18 protein-coding genes and 2 tRNA genes are annotated in these 20,887 nt (G+C 42.5%); 9 read left to right on the plus strand and 11 right to left on the minus strand.

All coding sequences use genetic code 11. The features are described 5' to 3' along the window. On the minus strand, positions 1-1,347 hold a 1,347-nt coding region (locus tag V7K42_RS23905; RefSeq protein WP_334919766.1), incomplete at its 3' end, for a right-handed parallel beta-helix repeat-containing protein. A 1,205-nt stretch (positions 1,348-2,552) separates the two neighbouring features. On the opposite strand from V7K42_RS23905, the gene thiD reads away from it, so the two are divergent. The 3 genes from thiD (at position 2,553) to V7K42_RS23920 (ending at position 4,849) form a co-directional block, all read left to right on the plus strand. After that, on the plus strand, positions 2,553-3,380 hold the full coding sequence (gene thiD, locus V7K42_RS23910; RefSeq protein ID WP_334919767.1) for a bifunctional hydroxymethylpyrimidine kinase/phosphomethylpyrimidine kinase: 828 nt from the start codon (positions 2,553-2,555) through the stop codon (positions 3,378-3,380). A gap of 175 nt (positions 3,381-3,555) precedes the next feature. Beyond that, complete coding sequence (locus V7K42_RS23915; RefSeq protein WP_334919768.1) at positions 3,556-4,164, plus strand: hypothetical protein; 609 nt, start codon at positions 3,556-3,558, stop codon at positions 4,162-4,164. A 346-nt stretch (positions 4,165-4,510) separates the two neighbouring features. Continuing rightward, the gene (locus tag V7K42_RS23920; protein WP_012410794.1) at positions 4,511-4,849 is read left to right on the plus strand and encodes a P-II family nitrogen regulator; all 339 of its coding nucleotides are present in this window, start codon (positions 4,511-4,513) and stop codon (positions 4,847-4,849) included. Positions 4,850-4,962: 113 nt separating this feature from the next. On the opposite strand, the gene rdgB is transcribed toward V7K42_RS23920, so the two are convergent. The 6 genes from rdgB to V7K42_RS23950 form a co-directional block, all read right to left on the minus strand. Then, positions 4,963-5,541, minus strand: coding sequence for an RdgB/HAM1 family non-canonical purine NTP pyrophosphatase (gene rdgB / locus V7K42_RS23925; protein WP_334919769.1), 579 nt, complete (start codon positions 5,539-5,541; stop codon positions 4,963-4,965). 87 nt (positions 5,542-5,628) lie between these two features. Then, positions 5,629-7,065 carry a phosphoglucomutase/phosphomannomutase family protein gene (locus tag V7K42_RS23930; protein ID WP_334919770.1) on the minus strand — a complete coding sequence of 479 codons (1,437 nt, stop codon included), beginning with the start codon at positions 7,063-7,065 and terminating at the stop codon, positions 5,629-5,631. Between the two features lie 554 nt (positions 7,066-7,619). Then, positions 7,620-8,099, minus strand: coding sequence for a plasmid segregation centromere-binding protein ParR (locus V7K42_RS23935; protein WP_334919771.1), 480 nt, complete (start codon positions 8,097-8,099; stop codon positions 7,620-7,622). A 5-nt stretch (positions 8,100-8,104) separates the two neighbouring features. Beyond that, positions 8,105-9,271: a ParM/StbA family protein gene (locus V7K42_RS23940; protein WP_334919772.1), complete on the minus strand. Its 1,167-nt coding sequence runs from the start codon at positions 9,269-9,271 to the stop codon at positions 8,105-8,107. A 240-nt stretch (positions 9,272-9,511) separates the two neighbouring features. Then, positions 9,512-10,135 carry a DedA family protein gene (locus tag V7K42_RS23945; RefSeq protein ID WP_094345931.1) on the minus strand — a complete coding sequence of 208 codons (624 nt, stop codon included), beginning with the start codon at positions 10,133-10,135 and terminating at the stop codon, positions 9,512-9,514. Between the two features lie 582 nt (positions 10,136-10,717). After that, a complete protein-coding gene (locus V7K42_RS23950) occupies positions 10,718-11,800 on the minus strand; it encodes a Gfo/Idh/MocA family protein (RefSeq protein ID WP_094327261.1) in 1,083 nt (360 codons plus the stop codon). A gap of 339 nt (positions 11,801-12,139) precedes the next feature. Here V7K42_RS23950 and queC point away from each other — a divergent pair, with 339 nt between their 5' ends. Further along, the gene (gene queC / locus V7K42_RS23955; RefSeq protein ID WP_334919773.1) at positions 12,140-12,817 is read left to right on the plus strand and encodes a 7-cyano-7-deazaguanine synthase QueC; all 678 of its coding nucleotides are present in this window, start codon (positions 12,140-12,142) and stop codon (positions 12,815-12,817) included. 31 nt (positions 12,818-12,848) lie between these two features. Here queC and V7K42_RS23960 read toward each other — a convergent pair whose 3' ends face one another. Next, a complete protein-coding gene (locus V7K42_RS23960; protein WP_181154362.1) occupies positions 12,849-14,243 on the minus strand; it encodes a hemolysin family protein in 1,395 nt (464 codons plus the stop codon). A 70-nt stretch (positions 14,244-14,313) separates the two neighbouring features. Further along, a complete protein-coding gene (locus tag V7K42_RS23965; RefSeq protein ID WP_334888884.1) occupies positions 14,314-15,015 on the minus strand; it encodes a hypothetical protein in 702 nt (233 codons plus the stop codon). 298 nt (positions 15,016-15,313) lie between these two features. Between V7K42_RS23965 and V7K42_RS23970 the strand changes: the two genes are divergently transcribed. Further along, positions 15,314-15,386: transfer RNA gene (locus V7K42_RS23970), tRNA-Ile, on the plus strand. A gap of 118 nt (positions 15,387-15,504) precedes the next feature. Here the strand turns inward: V7K42_RS23970 and V7K42_RS23975 are convergent. Beyond that, the gene (locus tag V7K42_RS23975) at positions 15,505-15,939 is read right to left on the minus strand and encodes a hypothetical protein (RefSeq protein ID WP_334919774.1); all 435 of its coding nucleotides are present in this window, start codon (positions 15,937-15,939) and stop codon (positions 15,505-15,507) included. A gap of 106 nt (positions 15,940-16,045) precedes the next feature. Here V7K42_RS23975 and pyrE point away from each other — a divergent pair, with 106 nt between their 5' ends. Then, on the plus strand, positions 16,046-16,669 hold the full coding sequence (pyrE, locus tag V7K42_RS23980; protein WP_334919775.1) for an orotate phosphoribosyltransferase: 624 nt from the start codon (positions 16,046-16,048) through the stop codon (positions 16,667-16,669). 91 nt (positions 16,670-16,760) lie between these two features. On the opposite strand, the gene V7K42_RS23985 is transcribed toward pyrE, so the two are convergent. Beyond that, positions 16,761-16,832 (minus strand) — tRNA-Thr (locus V7K42_RS23985). A 322-nt stretch (positions 16,833-17,154) separates the two neighbouring features. On the opposite strand from V7K42_RS23985, the gene argF reads away from it, so the two are divergent. The 3 genes from argF to V7K42_RS24000 all read left to right on the plus strand — a co-directional run bounded on the left by argF (position 17,155) and on the right by V7K42_RS24000 (position 20,654). Beyond that, positions 17,155-18,075, plus strand: a complete 921-nt coding sequence (gene argF / locus V7K42_RS23990) for an ornithine carbamoyltransferase (protein WP_334919776.1) — start codon at positions 17,155-17,157, stop codon at positions 18,073-18,075. A 210-nt stretch (positions 18,076-18,285) separates the two neighbouring features. Then, positions 18,286-18,891: a transcriptional repressor LexA gene (lexA, locus tag V7K42_RS23995; RefSeq protein ID WP_334919777.1), complete on the plus strand. Its 606-nt coding sequence runs from the start codon at positions 18,286-18,288 to the stop codon at positions 18,889-18,891. 290 nt (positions 18,892-19,181) lie between these two features. After that, positions 19,182-20,654: a DNA phosphorothioation system restriction enzyme gene (locus tag V7K42_RS24000; protein ID WP_334919778.1), complete on the plus strand. Its 1,473-nt coding sequence runs from the start codon at positions 19,182-19,184 to the stop codon at positions 20,652-20,654. The last annotated feature ends 233 nt before the right edge of the window (positions 20,655-20,887 follow it).

The raw sequence follows: 20,887 nt of genomic DNA on the forward strand, positions 1-20,887 counted from the left end.
CAAGGTGTTACCGGCAACGACATCGCCAAAGTTAATCGCAGTAGTACTACCATCTGCAATGTCAACTGTGCCATTGAGAACCTGAATTTCTGGAGCGCTAATGGTGCTGCGGGGGGCTTCGTAGGCACCAATGTCAATCAATGCAGTGCCATTGCCATCACCATCCTGGGGAGTATTCGTACTAATGCCATTGAAAAGATTGGAACCCGCATCAATTGCAGCGCTTCCAGTTTTGAGTGCAAAATTTCCTTTGGCCGCATCAACAAATTGGGGATCTTTACCCAAAATATTCTGCAACCCTGTGGCCTTTAGATTATCTGAAGCTTGGAATAGATTCGAGTTATAAACAAGGTTGCGATCGAAAGTTACATTTGTAGAGAACTTGATGAGATTGGCATTTTGATTGTCATTTGCATACATGATGTTGTTATAGACCCGTACATTATCTGAGTAATTAACACCAATCTCTCCAGAGTTTGTTAGAACACGGCTATTCTGATAAACCGTGTTGTTAACAATATCAACGTTCGTAGCTTTGAAAGCTTCAATGCCAGAGCTACCATTGTTGTAAACTATGTTATTAGCAACTAAGGTCTTACCGCTATAAGGCACACTATTAGTAGTCTTAGTAATAGTGTCAAGCATAATCCCGTGACCTTCAGTGATTTTGCCAGCTTCATGCCACGGAACTAAACTTTGATTATCGTAAACAATATTGTCTCGAAAAATCATCCTGTAGTCAGTAGTATTATTATCGTAATTAAAACTACGGAGAGCGCTGATTCCCTGAGTCCCCCAAGGCGAATACCAAGCGTTTCCAGACACAATATTTTTCTCAACAGTAATATAGTCTGTATTGGTGAATCCCATTCCTGCACCGGAGAAGTTACGGACTGTGTTACCGGTAATGACAATATGATGGGGGTTAGTACCGCCTACCCCTTGGCTATTTGTCCAAGCTTTTACTTCAATTCCACTGGCGTTAGTCAAAGGGTTGTTGAGATTGTCCTTTTGTTGTAATGCATAGTCTAAAGTTATATTTTCCCGATTGCCTTCTATATCAAGTCCTTCAATCCGCACGTAGGATGAACTAAATACAAGAATGCCACTTCCTGTTGTTTGGATCTTAGGTGTAGCCCCTGGATAAGCTTTTATTGTTGTCCAGTTATCTGGCGAGCCATTTTTGTTAAAAAGCATCGCTCCTGTGTTATAAGTCCCATTCATAACGTAGAGCGTGTCGCCTGTTTTCATTCCATACACGGCTTTGCCCAAGGAGCGAAATGCAGCGCCTTCCTTCAAGCCATTATTGCTATCATTGCCTGTTCCAGAAACGTAGTATGTAGTCATTTATTTACTCCGAATGTGTGTGTGTAAGGGTAATTGGAAGTACACCTCAGCAACTTTATTAAGTTGCTAAGGAGTGATTTGAATGGTTAATATGTTGGGATTTTTCAGACAGTCACAGTTGTCCGATCACAACTTAAATTTGTGTCGTTGTAGAAACGCTGTTATCAAACTGAAAACTTTTTCTCCTATCAACCGTTGATGGTTAAATGAGGGATATTAATATCGTCAATCGTCAGTGTTTTATTGAGGGTGAGCGGACGATTAGCACGTAGACAAGGCAGCGCAAAGCCGGAGACGTTTCCTGTCTTCTCTGAGCTTTTTGTTAGATATCCTGTGAAGAAGTCGAGTTGAATAGTATCTTTTATCTGTAGCAGATGCGTAGGCATAGCCCGTCGTAGACATCGCTGCTCTTTGCAAGCCAGCTTATCTGCTATATTTGATACAAGAATCGTAAATCTGCATAGTAATTCCTCTGAACTTTGTCCGTTGTTTTAGGTCAGGAAGTTGCCAAATCGGCATGGTAAAATGCACCTCCGGGCTGATAACTGAGGACTTAAAGTTACAGTGATCGAAGTTAAATTGGTTGAAACTTTAGTAGGTTGATCCCTTAACTTAAGGGAACTAATGTAACAACTTAATTGAACCTGTTGTAGGCGATGTAACTGAGCCTTGTGAACTTAGTTAAAAGTAACCTTTACAAATAGCACTTGATATCAGTGAATATTCTGAATGTGGTAAATTTTTTTACAACAAAATCAAAATAACTATGGAGGTATAGTAGTGGAGTCCTGTTAATTTCGAGAGTGATATGGGGATAGAGAGTGCTTTGTGCGAGGATTTGATGAAGTTCCTTCAAACATTTTTTGCGAGTTACGCCTACACCGAATGGCACTAAGAAAAGGGAAAATCGTTGAGGCAGCAGGGGTGCAGAGGAGCAGGGGAGAAAGAAGAAGTTTTAGGTATACAAACGGATATTTAAAAATTCCCCTCTGCACCTTTGCCCCCCTGCCCCTCTGCAATCTTTACGCTGCACACTCTTCAGCTTAACTTAGTGCCATTCCGCCTACACCAAGCAAAGACTATCTCATCAGTAAGTAGGTTGCCTTCAGGAGGCAGAAGGGAAGAGGGTTTTAGCTTAATTCATCAATCTTTGAGATAGTTTGGTTTGATGATGCCAACTGACTTATGACTTAACCTTCATAATTATGAATACTAAAATAAACTCCAGAATACCTGTTGCTTTAACCATTGCTGGTTCAGATAGTGGTGGCGGTGCAGGAATTCAAGCTGATTTACGCACCTTTGCTTTTCACTGTGTCCACGGTACTAGTGCCATAACCTGCGTCACGGCACAAAACACTTTAGGAGTCAAAAGAGTTGATGCCATCGCAACAGAGGCTGTTGTGGCGCAAATTCAGGCAGTAGTTGAAGATATTGGCGTACAAGCTGCCAAAACTGGTATGTTGCTCAATCAGGAAATTATCTTTGCTGTTGCCCAGCAGGTGGAAGCTTTACAAATCGAGAATTTAGTAGTAGATCCAGTAATGGTTTCACGTACAGGGGCACAATTGATTGATGATGATGCTGTGAAGACTTTATGCGATGCCCTGATTCCCAAGGCAGTTATCATTACGCCGAATCGCTACGAAGCCCAGATTTTGAGCGGTTTACAAATTAATTCTTTGGAGGATATGCAAGCTGCGGCTGAAATTATTCACAAGACTTTACGGACGAAGGCTGTTTTAGTCAAGGGTGGTGGTATGCAGGGAGATTTGCGTGGAATTGATATCTGGTTTGATGGGGACAAGTTGGAAGTTTTGACTTGCCAGCAAGTAGAGACAAAAAATACTCACGGTACTGGTTGTACGCTATCGGCTGCGATCGCTGCTAATCTGGCTAAGGGAAATAACTTGTGGTCAGCAGTGCAACAAGCAAAGGAGTATGTGACTACTGCGCTTACTTACGCCCTAGATATTGGCGAAGGACAAGGCCCTGTAGGACATTTCTTCCCAATTGTGGGGACTAGAGACTAGAGACTAGAGACTGGGGACTAGGAAGATTAACCAATTCCCAATTCCCAATCCCTCATAATAAATCTTTGCCCTTTCGGCATTTTTCTATTATTCTTGGGCATAGTTTCAGGGCTGACTATCTCTGTTAGCATCTCTGTACGATCTACTTACCTTGATTTTTAATACCAAGCCCCCGATGCGAACAACCATAGGTTCTGTTCACAGAAATTCGCCAACACCGACTACTCAAGCCTACCCTCCCTCTGTACCACTATCTGTATACAGGGAATTGTCAGCAGAGTTGCAAGCAGCACAGGCAAGGCTAAATGCAGTCACCACCCAAAATCAGCAACTAGCACAAGAAAATCAACTATTACGCCAAGAAATTATCAAAGTTGCCGAGTCTTTTTCTCATTTGCAAAATTTTGTAGATTCCCATGCTACGCCTAGTTATCACCAAGCTTCCCAAGCTTCTAGCGGCGTGAAAAGGGCTACCAAACAGCCAGGAACTCAAGTGCCTCCACCTCAGCAGGTTGCTCATCCGCGTCCACCTGTTGTCCCCAAAGCCTCGCCTGAAAAAAGCCACTACCAAAACTTTTCGACACCTGTAATGGAAATTAATTTCCCGATACAAGAACCAGTTTTTATAGAAGAGCAACAAGTAAGTTATTATTCCACTACTGAGCCAGATGCCAAGGGACTAAGTGGTTGGTGGTTAATTATCACCATTTTGTTAATCATGCTTACTGCCTTTAGCGCCGGCTATTTCGTTGTGCGTCCCTTATTTGAACATCAGAAACGTTAGTTTCAAACTCCCACAATCAGCAGCAGGCTACCAAGCAATTTCTCTGCATTCACTCTCTAAATATTTGAGGATATCTGCTAAATAACGAAATTTATCTATTTCTAGGTTATAAAAGCTACATAAAATGCTAACTTGACAGCAACTTCTTTTTGTTAGAGCCTCAAAGATTATCCAATTAATAAATCCTGGCTGGTTCTCATGTCTCAAGCATCAGGCAATGCATTTACACTTTAAGAAAGTGGTAATTATTACATATCTTTTAGGAAAAGCACTGCTAGTTACAGCTTCAGACTGCGGATCTGGTTAGATATATAAACGAAGCTAGTAGAAGTCAGGAGTCAAGAAGATGAAAAAAGTAGAAGCTATCATCCGCCCATTTAAGTTAGATGAGGTAAAAATTGCCTTGGTTAACGCTGGTATTGTCGGCATGACTGTTTCTGAAGTTCGGGGGTTCGGACGGCAGAAAGGCCAAACTGAACGGTATCGGGGTTCTGAGTACACTGTCGAGTTTCTGCAAAAACTCAAAGTGGAAATCGTAGTTGACGACAATCAGGTTGATATGGTGGTAGACAAAATTATTGCTGCTGCCCGCACTGGTGAAATCGGCGATGGTAAAATTTTCATCTCGCCTGTTGAGCAAGTGATTCGGATTCGTACCGGCGAAAAAAACACAGAAGCAGTTTAAAAAAGTGATGAGTAGAGACGCGATTAATCGCGTCTCTACAGGAGTTATGAATTGTGAGTGAGGACTAAATGAATGAAGATTTAGCAGAATTCATAAATCCTAACTCCTAATTCCTAACTCCTAACTCTTTCCAACTGCGGAAGTAAGGCTGTAAAAGCCTTGCCCCGATGGCTAATTGACCGCTTTAACTCCCGTGTCATCTCAGCAAAGGTCAATTGCAACTCTTGCACATAAAAAATTGGATCGTAGCCAAAACCACCATCACCACGAGGTGCGTGGAGAATTTCGCCACGACAAATACCTTCAGATTGTAATGCGATCGCACCATCAGGACGAGCGATCGCTACTGCACAAACAAACTGCGCTTGCCGACTTACCTCGTTGTCTAATTCTTTCAATAGCCTAGCAATCCTTTCTGAGTCGGTTTTGGCGTAACGTGCAGAATATACCCCTGGTGCGCCATTGAGGGCATCTACTTGCAAACCCGAATCATCAGCAATTGCCCAGTTACCCGTAGCTTTAGCAATTTGTGATGCTTTCAGGCAAGCGTTAGCGGCAAAAGTTTCGCCCGTCTCTTCAATTTCCAATTCTTCAGGTTTAAGGGTTAATTCCCAACCAGAATTTTCCAGGTAAGCTTGCATTTCCCGCAACTTACCTGGATTTCCTGTGGCTACTACAAGTAATTTGGTCATTGGTCATTAATCATTGGTCATTGGCCGTTAGTCATTAGTTATTTACCAACGACAAAGGACAAATGACTAATGACTAATTAATGAATTTTACCCCGCCCACTGTTTCGCCCAAGCAAGAGTTTGATGCACTTGCTCAATTGTTGGGGCTTCGCAGTAGAGGCGTAAAACTGGCTCAGTACCGCTAAACCGAATCATTAACCAGCTTTTATCAGCAAGGCGATACTTGTAGCCGTCAATTGTTTGGCAATCAATTACTGCTAACCCGGCAATTTCCGTTAAGGGTTGGGTTTGCAGTTGTTGCAAAAGACGCGATCGCACTTGCATATTTGCTAAGGGTAAATCAATGCGATCGTAAGTTGAGGTAAACCCTGCTTGTTTCTGCAAGTAGCGATAATACTCACCTAAATCCAAACCAGATTCAACGATCGCCTCTAGGACGTACAACGCTGACAGCAATGCATCACGTTCGGGAATATGGCTGCCATAGCCGATTCCTCCTGATTCTTCGCCACCGAGCAACACTTTTGCTACTAACATTCTGTCAGCGATGTATTTATAACCAACTGCTGTCTCAAATACTGACAGGTTATGTAGTGCTGCCACAAGGGGCATCAAGTCGGAACCACTAACAGTTTTGACTATTTCACCACTAAAGCCGCGTCTTAGGGTTAAGTGGTCGATTAATATCGGGATTAATACTTGGGAACTTAGGAAGTTAGCTTCTCCATCTACTGCTGCAATGCGATCGCAGTCTCCATCAAATACTAACCCCACCGTTAAACCGGATTTATCGGTTTCTCGGTGAGCTTTGATGACTCCAAATAACTTTGAAAGATATTTAGGTAAGGGTTCCGGCGCACCGCCACCAAAGAGGGGATCGCGTTCTGAGTTGATTTCTTTGACTTGATTGCCTAGTAGTTTCGCCAATCCGCCAGCAGCAGCACCATGCATGACATCGGCAAATAACGTTAGTTTGCCAGATGCGATCGCTTCTCGAAGTTTGGCGATATCAACTTTACGTTCTAGTGCTTGGGTATAACTAGGCCAAGGATCGAACTTCTCTTGCTTACCTGGGGTAGCTGCTTGTGGTACTCCCACCGACAACTGCGCTTCGATCTCTTTTGTGACCTCTGGCGGCACCGATCCACCAAAATAGCCTTTGACTTTTAAACCTAAATATGTACCAGGATTATGGCTAGCTGTGATTACCAGCGCTCCTAAAGCATTGAGTTCTTTTGCTGCCCAACTATAAGCTGGGGTTGGAGCAAAACTTTCGCTCAGTAGCACGTCAAAACCGACAGCAGAGACAGTATCGGCAACAGCACGAGCAAAGTCTTCAGCCATGAATCGGCGATCGTAACCGACAATTATTGTCCGGCTACCCACCTGAGAAAAATATGTATCATATAATACTTTTGCGGCGACTGGCGCGACCAGGGCTAGGCGTTCAAAGGTGAACTCGTCACCAATAATGCCCCGCCAGCCGTCTGTACCAAACTTGATTGAGTTAGCTACAACTGGCATCTAAGTATCCTAACTGTCTACTTGAGGATTCTAGCATTTATACAGTGTATAAAGTAAAAAAAGAATCTAGTAATAATATGTACTAATAATATTCAGCACAAAAGTGAGCAAATTTTTGTATTGCAGAGGTGCGATCGGGTGTATTTCTTTTATTAGTTGATGCAAAAGGCAAATGGTGAACGGTCAACAATTGCTTAGACGTTAGGGATTTCCAAGGAATAAATTATCCCAAAAAACGAACCACAGAGACGCAGAGAACACAGAGAGAAGAGAGATTAAGAGGATTTTTGCGTCAGTTTTGGAATATTTTTTTATTTGGAAGTCTCTTACGCTGCTGGGGAGAGAGATTTTAGCGGGGTCGCTCTCAAAGGAGCTAATCTTAGTGGAGTCAGTGTTAATTTTGTAAAAAGTATTTCATGGATATCACTTTCTATAACTTGAATAGACGCGATCGCATTTCTAAAAAAAATATATAAACATTAATAATCCTTAATAGTATTTACTATTAAGGATTGTTAACATGAGCAAAAACTGCTCACAAACCTGATTGTTCCTTAAAAATCATCGAGAAACTGACTAAGGCGACTGATTACGGGGTCAACCTCTTGAGGAGGGGTAGCAACAGTATAAGAAGTATTATTTACTACTTCTAATTGAGTTGGAGACGGAACGAACGAGCGATCGTTGACTATGAGCGCCAGTTGTGCGACTTGTTGGGAAAGTTGCAGTAAATGATGTTCCATCGTCTCCAAACGATTAGATCCCTTGGCAAAAAAACGTTCCTCAAGTCCAGCCACTTGACGTTGCAGTTCACCGATTTGTTGTTCAATCGGTGTTGTTGCTGCTGTTTGTGGAGCAGGTTGTACAGATTCCGGTACACATAAAGATTGCCACAAGGCTTCTTTACAGAGGTCGCTGAAAGTCTTGTCTGGTTGTTTTTCCAAATAACTTTCTACTTGTGCTAACAAGCTTTCATCAGCAAGCTCTGGGTTGAACGTGACGGATTTAACTACCTTTTTTGACCATTGGAACATCAGCTTTATGCCCTAGCAGCGCGATTGGAGGATAATTGTGCCTCTCCATAAATATACTGCCCCAAAGCATTCGCCTGTCGTGAAGGTGCTGCTAAATGAGCATTAATCTTTGCTTCTTTGAGCAGACGTTGAACGTCATCCCAGAAGAACTCACCACCGCCGCCAGTGAGAATCACATCGGTGACGCGTTCTGGCAACCAGGCTAGCACACGGCTACAGATTTCGCGCGAAAACATCTCTGTAAGGTTAGGAAGAAAATCGTCTAGGTTGGTGGGCTTGCTAGCGCCTTTAGGACGGTAAAAGCGTTCACCTCTGGGTTTGTTCACAGCAGAAATCAGTGCTAGAGATTGACTATCTGCTCCCTCGATTTCGGCAGACACCAATTCATAAAACTTATTCATGCCGAAATCTTCGCTCTTAGAAGCACCTCTGGCAAAACGGAAGTTATCTACCATCAAAAGATCGACAGTTTGATGTCCAATATCAACTATCGCCACCGATATTTTTGTAAAATCGGGACTACCAGGGCTTTTCTTCGGTTGAGCTTCAGACCATAGCAAACTGCCGTAGCCTTCTGGCATTACCCATACCTTACTTACATTCAAGGATATAGATTCGCCTCGGAAGTTCAACACATGAGGCCCACCTACTTGGCTAATCAACTGTGCTTTTTCCTTTTCAAATTGCTCTAAGGAAAGAAAAGGCAGACCCAGTACAACTGAGATATCATCTCTGAGTTTGAAGTAGCCAGCACTTGCTAACACTTTTACCAGTGCAGCCTCTACCTTAGATTGGCCGACTCCTAGATTCGCCCCAAAATCTGCTGCTAGTTGACCAACGGCATATCCATTTCCTTGATACTCCAGCCACAAATCCATTAAGGGGTCAGTAGCTCTGGCTTCAAAAACACCACCGCGGACTTGTTCTATCGACATCTGCTTGACGTTAGCAGGTACGAAGACCACGCTGCCTGGTTCACGACTCACACAAGTTTTTGTGGAAGTTCTACCTAAATCAACACTGAGAATGGTTTTCCCGGAACCACCGACTGGCTTGCTAGTGGGAGGATTATTATTAACAGCATTGATGGGAGTCGTCGATGCTAACGGCTGCCTATTCATGGGTATAGCAGCAGTATTCATAGGGTTAGCGGCGGAAGGTTGGTCTGTCATGAAAGCTCCTAGTTCAAACTTAACTGTAAAAAGTTGTCATGCTCATCTTACAAAAATGCGAGCAACCAGAAATTCTAGGTTGCGTCAAGTGTAGCTAGAAATACGCCAAAAATTAATTCGAGCGATATCTCCGATGGGCTCATGCCTTCGCACATCTAGTATTATTTGGCATAGTGTAGGCGAATTTTGGCCAGATGTAACCCCTGCTTTTACTGCTTTCAAACCAAAAGCGTCCGTGTTTCATCTTCTAGTACGTCTTAACTGGCGCTTGAATATCCAAGAAACAAATGCTAGAACCAAACCCCCAAGGACGATTTTGGATACAGGAGCAAGGTACTTGTCCACAAGTTCATACTGACTACCCAAGGCGTATCCAGAGTATGTTAGCAAACCTACCCAAGCCGCGCTACCTACAGTTGTGTAAAACAAAAATGGTAGTAAGGGCATATTGCTGATTCCTGCGGGAACAGAAATCAAGGTGCGGATTCCTGGCACAAGGCGACCAATTAATACTGCTTTTCTACCTTGTTGGTCAAACCACTTTTTGGCTTTGGTAATATCTTTACTGGATATAGCCAGCCATTTGCCATACTTGTCAGCCCAAGCTTTCAAGCGGGTTTCGCCCAAAAACTTACCTGGATAGTACCAAATAAGTGCGCCCAATACAGAACCTAAAAGTCCTGCGAAAAACACACCAATGATATTCAGTTTTGGCCCTCCTGGTTGATGTGGACTTGCTGCAAATCCAGCCAGTGGCATAATCAATTCTGAAGGAATGGGAGGAAACAGGTTCTCTAGGAACATTAGTAGGGCGATTCCCCAATGGCCAAAATAGTTAATAGTATTAGTTATCCATTCAAGCATTGAGTCAATTCCGGAAATTACTACACTACTCTTGCTATTAAATTCAGTTTTAGCTTTTTTTAAAGATATAGGACTTATGCAAACCTACATACTGTAGGGGCAATTCATGAATTGTCCCTACCTAAAAATCTTTCTTTTCAACTATTGTTTGCGTAGGTCCTCAAAAGATAATTATCCTCGCTTGCTAGAATCAAGGTAACTTAGCTGCACTATAAAGTTGACACGCCAATTTAGAAACAGAGTAAAACAAGTGGAAGCTAGAGGTCTGTTTCATTAATTTTGAGGGTTATAAAAGTTCGTAGTCAGTAGCTCTAATGTTTTAAATTGAGCCATTTATGCCTCACTACGAACCTCACAAAATTCATGAAACGAACCACTAGGTTTTGTTTTCTAATTTTTTAGATCCCTCTTGGTCGGTTTTTTAAAAGGACTAGGAAGGATCTAAAAATTTGATCGCCTAATTTCAAAACATACTTTTGGATTTTCTTCTGAGATTGATGCAGTGAAGGGGATGAGGCAGAAAGAGAAGGTAAGGAAGAAAATTTTACTTTCTCCCCTTCATCTCCATCTGCCAATCTTCTTTTAAGCTGTCGGGGTCAATGATTGTACTCTTGGTTCCGATTGCCAGTCTAATGGATTCCAAACTCGATCTTCTAGCGCCATTTGCTCAATTAAACTTGCAAGTCTCAGAGCTTTGAGAGCTTGTTCGCCACCTACTGAGGGTTGATTGCCACCATGCACGCAGTTGACAAAATGTTCTAATTCTGCACTTAGGGGTTGAATATTGCTCGTGTAGACTTTTTCAATCACACCATCTTGTCTGTAAAGTACTTGTCGGTGGTCGGTGAGAGAATTTACCGTGGTTTGTCGGTGAATCAAAATTTCATTCTTGAGAAAATCTGCCTCAGTAAATGAATTTTTGCAATGGGCGACAATCCGACGAATTTTTCGATGGGTGACTTTACTGGCGGTCAGAGTAGCAACAATACCATTAGCAAACCCCAAGGTGGCGGTTACATAATCTAAATAACCAGAGTCTAGGGAGCGAGTCCCGCTAGCAGTCAATTTCGTGACTGGGGAAGCAGCTAATTCCAAAAGTAGGTCGATGTCATGGATCATTAAATCCAGCACAACTGAAACATCATTTGCCCGATCTGAGTAAGGACTCATTCTGTGGGCTTCTAGCGCCAACACTTCCTCTGTTTTTAGAACTTGGCTTAGTTCTTTAAAAGCTGGGTTGAAACGCTCAATATGACCTACTTGCAGGATACACCCAGACTCAGCCGCGGCATTTACTAAAGACTCTGCCTCAGAAATACTGGCTGCGATGGGTTTTTCAATCAAAACATGAATTCCCGCTAACAGACAGTTGATACCCACGGCATAGTGCAGACGGGTGGGAACAGCTACACAAACTGCTTCCACAAGGGGTAGCAGGTCACAGTAATCTTCAAAAAAACGCACCTTGTAATTGCTGGCAGTTTCTAATCCTCGTTCGACGTTAATATCTGCCACTCCGACCAGTTCAACATCTTTCATTGAACTCAGCACGCGAGCGTGGTGTTGTCCCATGTTACCCACTCCAATCACGCCTATGCGGATCGGTCGTGGCTGGTTGCGCTGTGTATATAGATTCGATTCTGCCACTGACATGCTATCTTGCACTATTATTCTCTCCTCAACCACCAAATTTAGAGACGCTACGGCCGTTGGCGTTTATACTCGAAAGCCAGTTACGATCCGTCTAAAACCATCCAGATGGTAACATAGAGCCTATGTTTATGAAGAATTTCAAAGTTTGCGATCGGTTCCCGTAATCCAAATATCTTTTGTATAGATAGTTCGGGTTTGTTTTGGATTTTGCACTTTCTACAATAAGTATGTATCTTTTTATTAACTTTAAAACATTCAGTAGGACTTAAATGTATTTTCTCCTTGGCATTGCCTTCTGGCATCTTGTTGAGGTGTGATTTGGTGATTTGAAATCTAAAATTTGCAACTGAGATGAAAGCTGTAATTCTGTTATCTGGGGGATTGGACTCTTCCACAATTCTGTATCAAGCTAAGGCTGATGGCTGTGAATGTCATGGGATCTCCTTTGATTACCAGCAGCGACACCGAAGAGAGTTACACTCAGCTCTCAGTGTTGCTCAAAAGGCTGCGATCGCAAAACATCAGGTAGTGAATTTTGATTTACGGCAATGGGGAGGTTCCGCACTTACCGATGATGCGATTGATTTACCCCAGGAGCGATCGCTGGATGAAATGTCTCAAAATATTCCTGTAACTTATGTTCCGGCTCGTAATACCATCTTTTTAAGCTTTGCTCTTGGTTACGCCGAAGCGATCGCAGCAGAACGTGTCTATATCGGTGTAAATGCCTTAGATTACTCAGGATATCCTGACTGCCGTCCCGACTATATTCAGGCAATGCAGGAAGTTTTTCGTCTGGGAACCAAACAAGGGCGTGAGGGACAGCCAATTAATATTGTTGCGCCCTTAATCAACCTGAAAAAAACCGAAATCATCCAATTGGGGAACCAATTAGGAGTTCCTTGGGAGCTAACTTGGTCTTGCTATGGCGGTGGTAATGTCGCCTGTGGTGTATGTGATTCTTGTCGCTTGCGGTTAGCAGCTTTTGCCGAATTGGGACTTGTCGATCCAGTGGTATATGCTTCTTGAAGTAGGAGTTAAAATTCATAACTCCTAGCTCTTAACTGTCAACGATTAACTCTTCTAACCGTCGAAGTTGAATTTGATGGAGGCGCGGGCCAACAATTGATACCACAGTGAATTCAAGATTTTCATAACAGAAAGTTTCACCAATGGCCGGAATTTTCTGTAACTGATATAGCAAAAAGCCTCCCAGTGTTTGATATTCTCTGGTCAGAGGCAAATTGAGATTTAAAACCTCATTCAGGTCTTCGAGGTTGATTTGTGCCTGTACCAGAAATTTCTGCTCATCTAACATCTGAATCAGTAAGTCGTCACTGCTTTCAGGAACGCTTGCGTCACCGATGATTTCGGCAATGACATCTTTGATTGTCACGAGTCCCACAATGCCGCCAAATTCATTCACTACCATAACCATAGCGGGTTTCTCTTGCTGCATCATGGGCAAAAGTTCACTCAAAGGCGTGTGTTCTGGAACAAACCGAGCGGGACGCATCCAAGGTTGGATTTGTGTCTCTAAACTGAGTTTTCCGACAGCCAAAGGTTGTGCCAAATCTTTAAAATAAACAATGCCGCGAACATCGTCTAAGGATTCACCAATCACCGGATAGCGAGAGTAACCAGTAGCAGCCATTTCTTTGAGTAATGCCTGGAAGGTAGCATCTTTTGGCAGCGTGATAATACTGGTGCGGGGGATCATCACATCTTGGGCCATGACATCCCCAAATTCAAAGACATTATTGAGCAGTTCTCGCTCCGCACGCTGTAAACCAGTAGATCCCCATTCTGTAGAGATAATCAGTTGCAATTCTTCGGGAGTCACAGGTGGCCGCCAGCCTTGACCTGTATATTGAATGCCAAAAATCCGCAATAAAAAACGAGTTGATTGGTTGAGAATCCAGATGAAGGGGCCAAAAAAACGCACGATCGCTTTTACCGAAGGCCCCAAAAACCTCGCTAGCTGTTCTGAGTACAGCATCGCTAAGGATTTGGGACATAGTTCTCCGATCACAATTTGTAAATAGGCAATCAAGAAAAAGGCGATAGGAATTGATAAAGAATGGGCGAGGAAGGTAGTCATCCCAATCGGTAAAGGCCAGGATCTTAACCAGGCATTTACCAGCACAACAATCGTACTTTCGCCAATCCATCCCAGCGCCAAACTAGAAAGGGTAATACCTAACTGAGTGGTAGATAGCAGTCGGTCAATACTACGTTGTAGCATTTCGACTGCGATCGCGGGAATATCCCCAGCCTTAACTAGCTGGTGAATACGCGATCGCCGCACGCTGACCATCGAAAATTCCGCCGTTACAAAAAAGGCATTTATGGCAATCAGTAGTAGCACTGACAACAACCGCAGCGCCACATCCGTCCAAATTAAGTTAGGAAAACCAATCACCGCCAAAGCTCGTGTAAAACTCACGTCCTCCATTTAGGAGGATTGGGGATTGAGTATTGGGAAGAATTCAGTCCCCAGTCCCCAGTCCCCAGTCCCCAGTCTTCTACCTTCCTACAGGAATATTCGATGCCTCTAACTTTAATTGTTGAGCAGGATAATCAGTGAGAGCAAGTGATATTTTCTTGACATCATCAAGTAAAGCTGTGGGAATGCTCACTGTACCTGAAAATACTGGCCCATTTACAGGCAATTCTGTTGGTAAACCCTCTGTACTAGCACTCAGAGTTCGTCCTTTGTCATCGGTAACATCTAAAAAACTATACAGGAAGCGCACAGAATCTTTACCTTTGTTCTGCATTTTCACTTTCAGTAGCAAATCACCACCAGAGTAGCGGGCAGATTGTACAGTCATGGTTACGCCCTGACTTTGGGCAGTAACAGGAAAGCCTGGTAGGGGTTTTTCTTCAACCACTTCTTTCGGCTTTTCCTCTGGCTTCTGCTTGCTGCTATTCGTTTCTTCGTCATCTTCCTCTAGCTTTTCTGATTTAGCAGCCTTGGTCTTACCGTCAATTCGCGCCTTGACAACTTTCAAAATCTCTTCCTCTTTTAATAGCACCAGCCCTCCTTGTTGGGAGCTATTTGCCTTATTACTGGCAAATTTTGTTGTGGGACGACCATCTGGTGTGGTCACGCCTTTAAGTGCTGAACTCCCTAGTTCAAACCCCAAAAAGGCGCTCACAGAACCTGCTCCCATCATCAGGATTAACAAAATCAAAGTAAGAAGTACAGTAGAATTTATTTTCATTGCTGATAAGCTATCACATAAAAATGCTGGTCTATTTAAGAATAGTGAAGCTTTTGACCTCAATCCTTAAAAGAACTTAATCAATATTAGTCTGTACTATTCCATGACTAAATTATGTAGTATAAAAATCTCGGAAGCTATTGTCCAGTATTCACACGTGGTAAACTTGTGTTATAGTTACGGAATTGGCTAAACTCAGTGCGATGAGGTATTTTCCTCACTCTAAAAATTAGCAAATGTTGACCTAAGAGTTAAAATAATTTCCTCAAAGGACAGCAACCCAAAACTCAACAAACGAGCGCCTTTGGCCGATTGGGGAGGCAGCGAACTCATAATTCGCCTTCAGGCTGGTTCGATTCCAGCAGGGCGCACTGAATCATCAAAAAACGCTAATAGCGGGCATGGGGTATGGGCACTTGTACTGAATGTTGCTGATAGTGTTGGTTAGTAATTATTATCCCCTGCTCCCCACTTCCCTAATCACCCATCTTACCGAGATGGTAAAGTTTCAAACCTGAATTCAGTTCCCATTTTGAGTTGATTGCTATTAAAACGAGGAGACATCATCAGCGATGTGTCATAAGGATTTGGTAGATCGGGGGTGCGAATATAAGGATCGTTGCCAGCTTGCTGAGTCAGGACATCGTGATATAAAGTGTTAACCAACTCAGCATCGCGGGCAATTTCATTTTCTGGGAAGGAACCACCGAAACTAGAACCGGATCCTAAAAGTGAGTCTAACTGACGCTTAAGGCTACCATTTTCGTAGAAATTGCGATCGTGACTAAAATAAGCCCGTTCAAATACATCGCTCGTAGTTTCAGTTTTGGGGGTTTCGGTTTGGGCAGATGCAACTGAGGGAAAAATAATCCCAGTAGCAAGCAGCACCAATAAACCACCAAAGGTTTTAAATTTTATCCGCACGTTTATGACTCCTCAATTTTCGTTTTTGGCGAATCTTAATTTATGCTTAAGTTCAGAACTCTGATGAGTTCAACCTTTGGTGTAGCACAACTTTTAATGTTTTGTAATGACGTATCCTACTGAAACTCTTACCCACTCAGATATTTGGGCAAGTACTGCTGATTTGACTACCTTGCGCCACAAGCTACTAAATTTATTTTCTCAACTGGCTTATCAAGAGGGTGATTTTGTTCTTGCTTCTGGGCTACGTAGTTCTTATTATGTCAATAAGATGCAGGTAACACTTCACCCCCAAGGAGCTTTAGCTGTTGGACGATTGCTGTTTCCTTTACTACCTCTAGATACTCAGGCTGTAGCAGGTTTAACAATGGGGGCTGACCCAATGGTGACAGCAGTGAGTATAGTTTCTGTTTATGAAAACCGTCCGATACCAGCACTAATTATTCGTAAGGAAGCCAAGGGTTATGGGACGAAAGCTTATATAGAAGGCCCGAGTTTACCAGAGGGTGCAAAAGTAGTTGTTTTGGAAGATGTGGTGACAACTGGGCAATCTGCTCTGAAAGCGGTTGAGCGTCTTAAAGATGCGGGTTATACCGTAAATCAAATAATTTCACTGGTAGACAGAGAGCAAGGGGGAGGTGAATTGTACCAGTCAGCTGGGTTGAAGTTTGAAACTTTGTTTTCGATTCAGGAAGTTCAGGAACGCTACCGACAACTTGCGAATTTATGAATATCTAAAATATACGATTTAGTTAGAGACTAAAACATATACTCGTGTAATCTAGAGCCAAAAACCCCCGAATGCGGGGGTTTTGGGTTAAAGCCAGCAGCGGGATTTGAACTCGCGACCTTCCGATTACAAGTCGGATGCACTACCACTGTGCTATGCTGGCAAATTTTGCGTTTACTTTAAAATAGCAACCACAATTTATTATTGTACCATAATGAATTTATTTGTCTAGCTGTAATTCCTAAAAAATATCTCCCTCTTCAGAAATAAGGTTAAAAGACAGATTAGAAATTTGCGCCTAGACAGTTTGGTTAGTGTTGCAATTGTGATGAAACACAAACAAATCAGCGATCGCAATCACTTCAAAAGCTAACTAAAATCTTAGGCTGGACGCAAAAATATCTCGTCAATTCTCAAACTGTATTTTCTTAGCACGGCTGAATAAAGGAACGGAAATATATAATTATTTTTTACAGATTACAAGCATGGCAGCATTGCTCGGACGAGATTTATTAAGTCTAGCGGACATCAGTCCAACGGAACTTCAAGAACTTCTGGAATTGGCAACTCAACTGAAATCACAACAGTTTAAGTTGCAGTGTAATAAAGTTTTGGGGTTGTTGTTCTCCAAAGCTTCAACTCGCACACGGGTAAGTTTTACTGTGGCGATGTACCAACTGGGTGGACAGGTAATCGATCTCAACCCTAATGTCACTCAAGTTAGTCGCGGGGAACCTTTACAGGATACAGCGCGGGTATTGGATCGATATCTGGATATTTTGGCAATTCGCACTTTTGCCCAGCAAGATTTGGAAACTTTTGCTCACTATGCCAAAATTCCAGTGATTAATGCGCTTACCGATGCAGAACATCCTTGTCAGGTATTGGCGGATTTATTGACGGTTCAAGAAAGCTTTAACACCCTTGCTGGGTTAACTTTAACCTACGTGGGCGATGGGAATAATATGGCTAATTCTCTGATGTTGGGTTGTGCATTGGTGGGGATGAATGTCAGAATTGCTACCCCTAGTGGATATGAGCCAGATTCTAAGATTGTAGAGCAAGCAAGAGCGATCGCTAATAACAAAACGGAAGTCCTCGTTACTCACGATCCAGAATTAGCAGCTAAGGGTTCTGCTGTACTTTATACTGATGTTTGGGCAAGCATGGGACAAGAAGCGGAAGCAGATAATCGGATGCCAATTTTCCAGCCTTACCAAATTTCGGAACAGCTATTAAGCCTTGCCGATCCAGAGGCAATTGTTTTACACTGCTTACCAGCCCATCGCGGTGAAGAAATTACCGGATCTGTTATTGAAGGTTCCCAATCAAAAGTTTGGGAACAGGCAGAAAATCGCCTCCACGCGCAGAAAGCTTTGCTTGCGAGTATTTTAGGGGCAGAGTAAGGGAATAGGGCACAGGGGATAGGGTATAGTTTTCTTGCTTGTAACCTGTACCCTCTAACCTGTAACCTGTAATATTCTTATTTGTCAAAAGCCAAAAGAAAATAAAATAATCTTACTTTTGCCTTTCATATTTTTACTTTTCTCTTGTTATAGGGAGTTTTTTGTAGTACTAATGTTCTAGAGACATTAATAATTACTTCCCACAAATTTATGGAACGTCTAACGGAAGCTCAACAAGAACTTTACGAATGGTTAGCAGAATATATCAGAACGCACCAGCATTCGCCTTCAATTAGGCAAATGATGCAAGCGATGAACTTGAAGTCACCAGCACCAATTCAAAGTCGCTTAGAGCATTTACGCACTAAAGGATATATTGAATGGACTGAAGGACAAGCGCGAACAATTCGGATTTTGCGTCCTGTTAAGCAAGGTGTACCAATTTTGGGCACGATCGCGGCTGGTGGTTTAATAGAACCGTTTACTGATGCTGTAGATCATTTAGACTTTTCTAATTTCGATTTACCTCCCCAAACCTACGCTTTGCGCGTAGCTGGCGATAGCATGATTGAAGATTTAATCACTGATGGCGATGTGGTATTTCTACGTCCAGTAGCAGAACCAAATCATTTAAAAAATGGCACCATCGTCGCCGCCAGAGTTGATGGATTCGGTACTACTTTAAAACGTTTTTATCGCCAAGGCGATCGCGTTACTCTCAAACCAGCAAACCCTAAGTACAATCCCATTGAAGTCATGGCTCAACAAGTACAGGTGCAGGGTTCTCTCATTGGTGTTTGGCGCGATTACAACTGAGTAATGGTGACTGGGGAGTGGGGAAGGGAGCAATGCGATTTTGTGAGGTGAGTAAGCAGGGGAGGCAGGGGAGGCAGGGGAGGCAGGGGAGGCAGGGGGAGAGAAATACTTCTAGTATATTTTTTAGTTTTTTAGTAGCAAAACATACTAAAATTTTTTCTTTACTCCCCCTGCCTCCCCTGCTCCCCCTGCTCATTAGACGATGATCTCACTTTTTCGCGTTGCTCCCAGTGGGGAATAGGGATTGGGAAAGATAAGTACCAATGACCAATGACTAATGACTAATGAATATGTACCTGACGAAAAATCCAGTGCAGCAACTGCCCACTTTCCGGTTGAAATTACCGTTTGCAAGGGAAAGTAAGGGCAGTTATCACACGCAACTATTACCAGGATGCCCAAGAATGCCTGTGTCTCTGCAATTGCGGCAATATCAGCGCCAAGCGATCGCTAGCTGGTTTACCAACAATGGCAGAGGGACGCTGAAAATGGCTACTGGTAGTGGTAAAACGATTACTGCATTAGCGATCGCTTGTGAATTATATCGGCAGATTAATTTACAAGTTCTGGTGGTGGTGTGTCCTTACCGCCATCTTGTCACCCAATGGGCGCGAGAATGTGAAAAATTTAATTTGCAACCCATTTTAGCCTTTGAGAATTTACGCACTTGGCAAAGTCAACTTTCTACCCAAATTTATAATCTGCGTTCTGGTTCTCAACGGTTTCTCACAGTAATTACTACGAACTCCACATTAATTGGAGATGGTTTTCAGTCTCAACTCAAATATTTTCCTGCCAAAACTTTAATTATTGGGGATGAGGCGCATAATTTAGGCGCACCCAAATTAGAAGAAAGTTTACCGCGCACTGTTGGGTTGAGACTAGCTTTATCTGCCACACCGGAGAGGTATTTTGATGATTTTGGTACACAATCTTTATTTGATTATTTTGGCCCAGTTCTCCAGCCAGAGTTTACTTTGAGGGATGCGATCGCTCAAGGTGCTTTGGTACATTATCTCTATTATCCGGTGTTGGTAGAGTTAACTGAAGCAGAAAGTATTGCCTATTTAAAGTTAACTAAAAGAATTGGGCGATCGCTACTTTATCGAGATAGAGAAAATGGCGGAAATTTTGAAGACAATGAAGATTTAAAACCGTTGTTGATGCAAAGAGCAAGATTAATTGGTGCGGCGGAAAATAAATTAACCGCCTTGCATGAATTAATGACAACTCGCCGCGAAACTACTCACACTCTTTTTTATTGTAGTGATGGTTCCCAAGATGCGGGACAACGTTCATCTCTACGCCAACTTAAAGCTGTTGCTAAAATTCTGGGGGTGGATTTAGGGTATAAGGTAAGCACCTATACGGCTCAAACAACTTTACAAGAAAGGGAAATATTGCGCCATCAATTTGAAAGTGGAGAGTTGCAAGGTTTAGTCGCAATTCGTTGTTTAGATGAAGGTGTTGATATTCCGGCTATTCAAACTGCGGTGATTTTATCAAGTTCTGGTAATCCCCGCCAATTTATCCAGCGACGGGGGCGAGTTTTACGTCCTCATCCGGGTAAAGAACGCGCCACTATATTTGACATGATTGTTTTGCCACCAGATTTAGATAGAGAAACTATAGAAGTTGAACGTAATTTGTTGAAAAAAGAATTACGGCGCTTTGTAGAGTTTGCCGATTTGGCTGATAACGCAGGTGTTGCAAGAATGAAGTTACTTGATTTACAAAAGCGATATGGTTTATTAGATATTTGATGATGAACCAGAAAATAGTTGTATTTTTTTATAAAATTTTTCGAGTTTTGAAAAAAGAAGCATTAAGTATGAAATAATAAAAATATGGATTAGATCATAATGGGATGTAAGTTGCTTTAAAAATTTCACTTACATCCCATTATAATCTAGTTTTTTAATATATACTATAACAAAAAACAATTAAAGAATAAAGTATTTTTTTAAAAAAATTGGATTTTAAAGATAATGCAAAC

It is taken from the genome of Nostoc sp., from assembly GCF_036917455.1.
GTDB lineage: Bacteria > Cyanobacteriota > Cyanobacteriia > Cyanobacteriales > Nostocaceae > Nostoc.

Coding starts and splice junctions, on each gene's coding strand:
- thiD (WP_334919767.1), top strand. CDS start 2,553: ATGAATACTAAAATAAACTCCAGAATACCTGTTGCTTTAACCATTGCT.
- V7K42_RS23915 (WP_334919768.1), top strand. CDS start 3,556: ATGCGAACAACCATAGGTTCTGTTCACAGAAATTCGCCAACACCGACT.
- V7K42_RS23920 (WP_012410794.1), top strand. CDS start 4,511: ATGAAAAAAGTAGAAGCTATCATCCGCCCATTTAAGTTAGATGAGGTA.
- rdgB (WP_334919769.1), bottom strand. CDS start 5,541: ATGACCAAATTACTTGTAGTAGCCACAGGAAATCCAGGTAAGTTGCGG.
- V7K42_RS23930 (WP_334919770.1), bottom strand. CDS start 7,065: ATGCCAGTTGTAGCTAACTCAATCAAGTTTGGTACAGACGGCTGGCGG.
- V7K42_RS23935 (WP_334919771.1), bottom strand. CDS start 8,099: ATGTTCCAATGGTCAAAAAAGGTAGTTAAATCCGTCACGTTCAACCCA.
- V7K42_RS23940 (WP_334919772.1), bottom strand. CDS start 9,271: ATGACAGACCAACCTTCCGCCGCTAACCCTATGAATACTGCTGCTATA.
- V7K42_RS23945 (WP_094345931.1), bottom strand. CDS start 10,135: ATGCTTGAATGGATAACTAATACTATTAACTATTTTGGCCATTGGGGA.
- queC (WP_334919773.1), top strand. CDS start 12,140: ATGAAAGCTGTAATTCTGTTATCTGGGGGATTGGACTCTTCCACAATT.
- V7K42_RS23960 (WP_181154362.1), bottom strand. CDS start 14,243: ATGGAGGACGTGAGTTTTACACGAGCTTTGGCGGTGATTGGTTTTCCT.
- V7K42_RS23965 (WP_334888884.1), bottom strand. CDS start 15,015: ATGAAAATAAATTCTACTGTACTTCTTACTTTGATTTTGTTAATCCTG.
- pyrE (WP_334919775.1), top strand. CDS start 16,046: ATGACGTATCCTACTGAAACTCTTACCCACTCAGATATTTGGGCAAGT.
- argF (WP_334919776.1), top strand. CDS start 17,155: ATGGCAGCATTGCTCGGACGAGATTTATTAAGTCTAGCGGACATCAGT.
- lexA (WP_334919777.1), top strand. CDS start 18,286: ATGGAACGTCTAACGGAAGCTCAACAAGAACTTTACGAATGGTTAGCA.
- V7K42_RS24000 (WP_334919778.1), top strand. CDS start 19,182: ATGTACCTGACGAAAAATCCAGTGCAGCAACTGCCCACTTTCCGGTTG.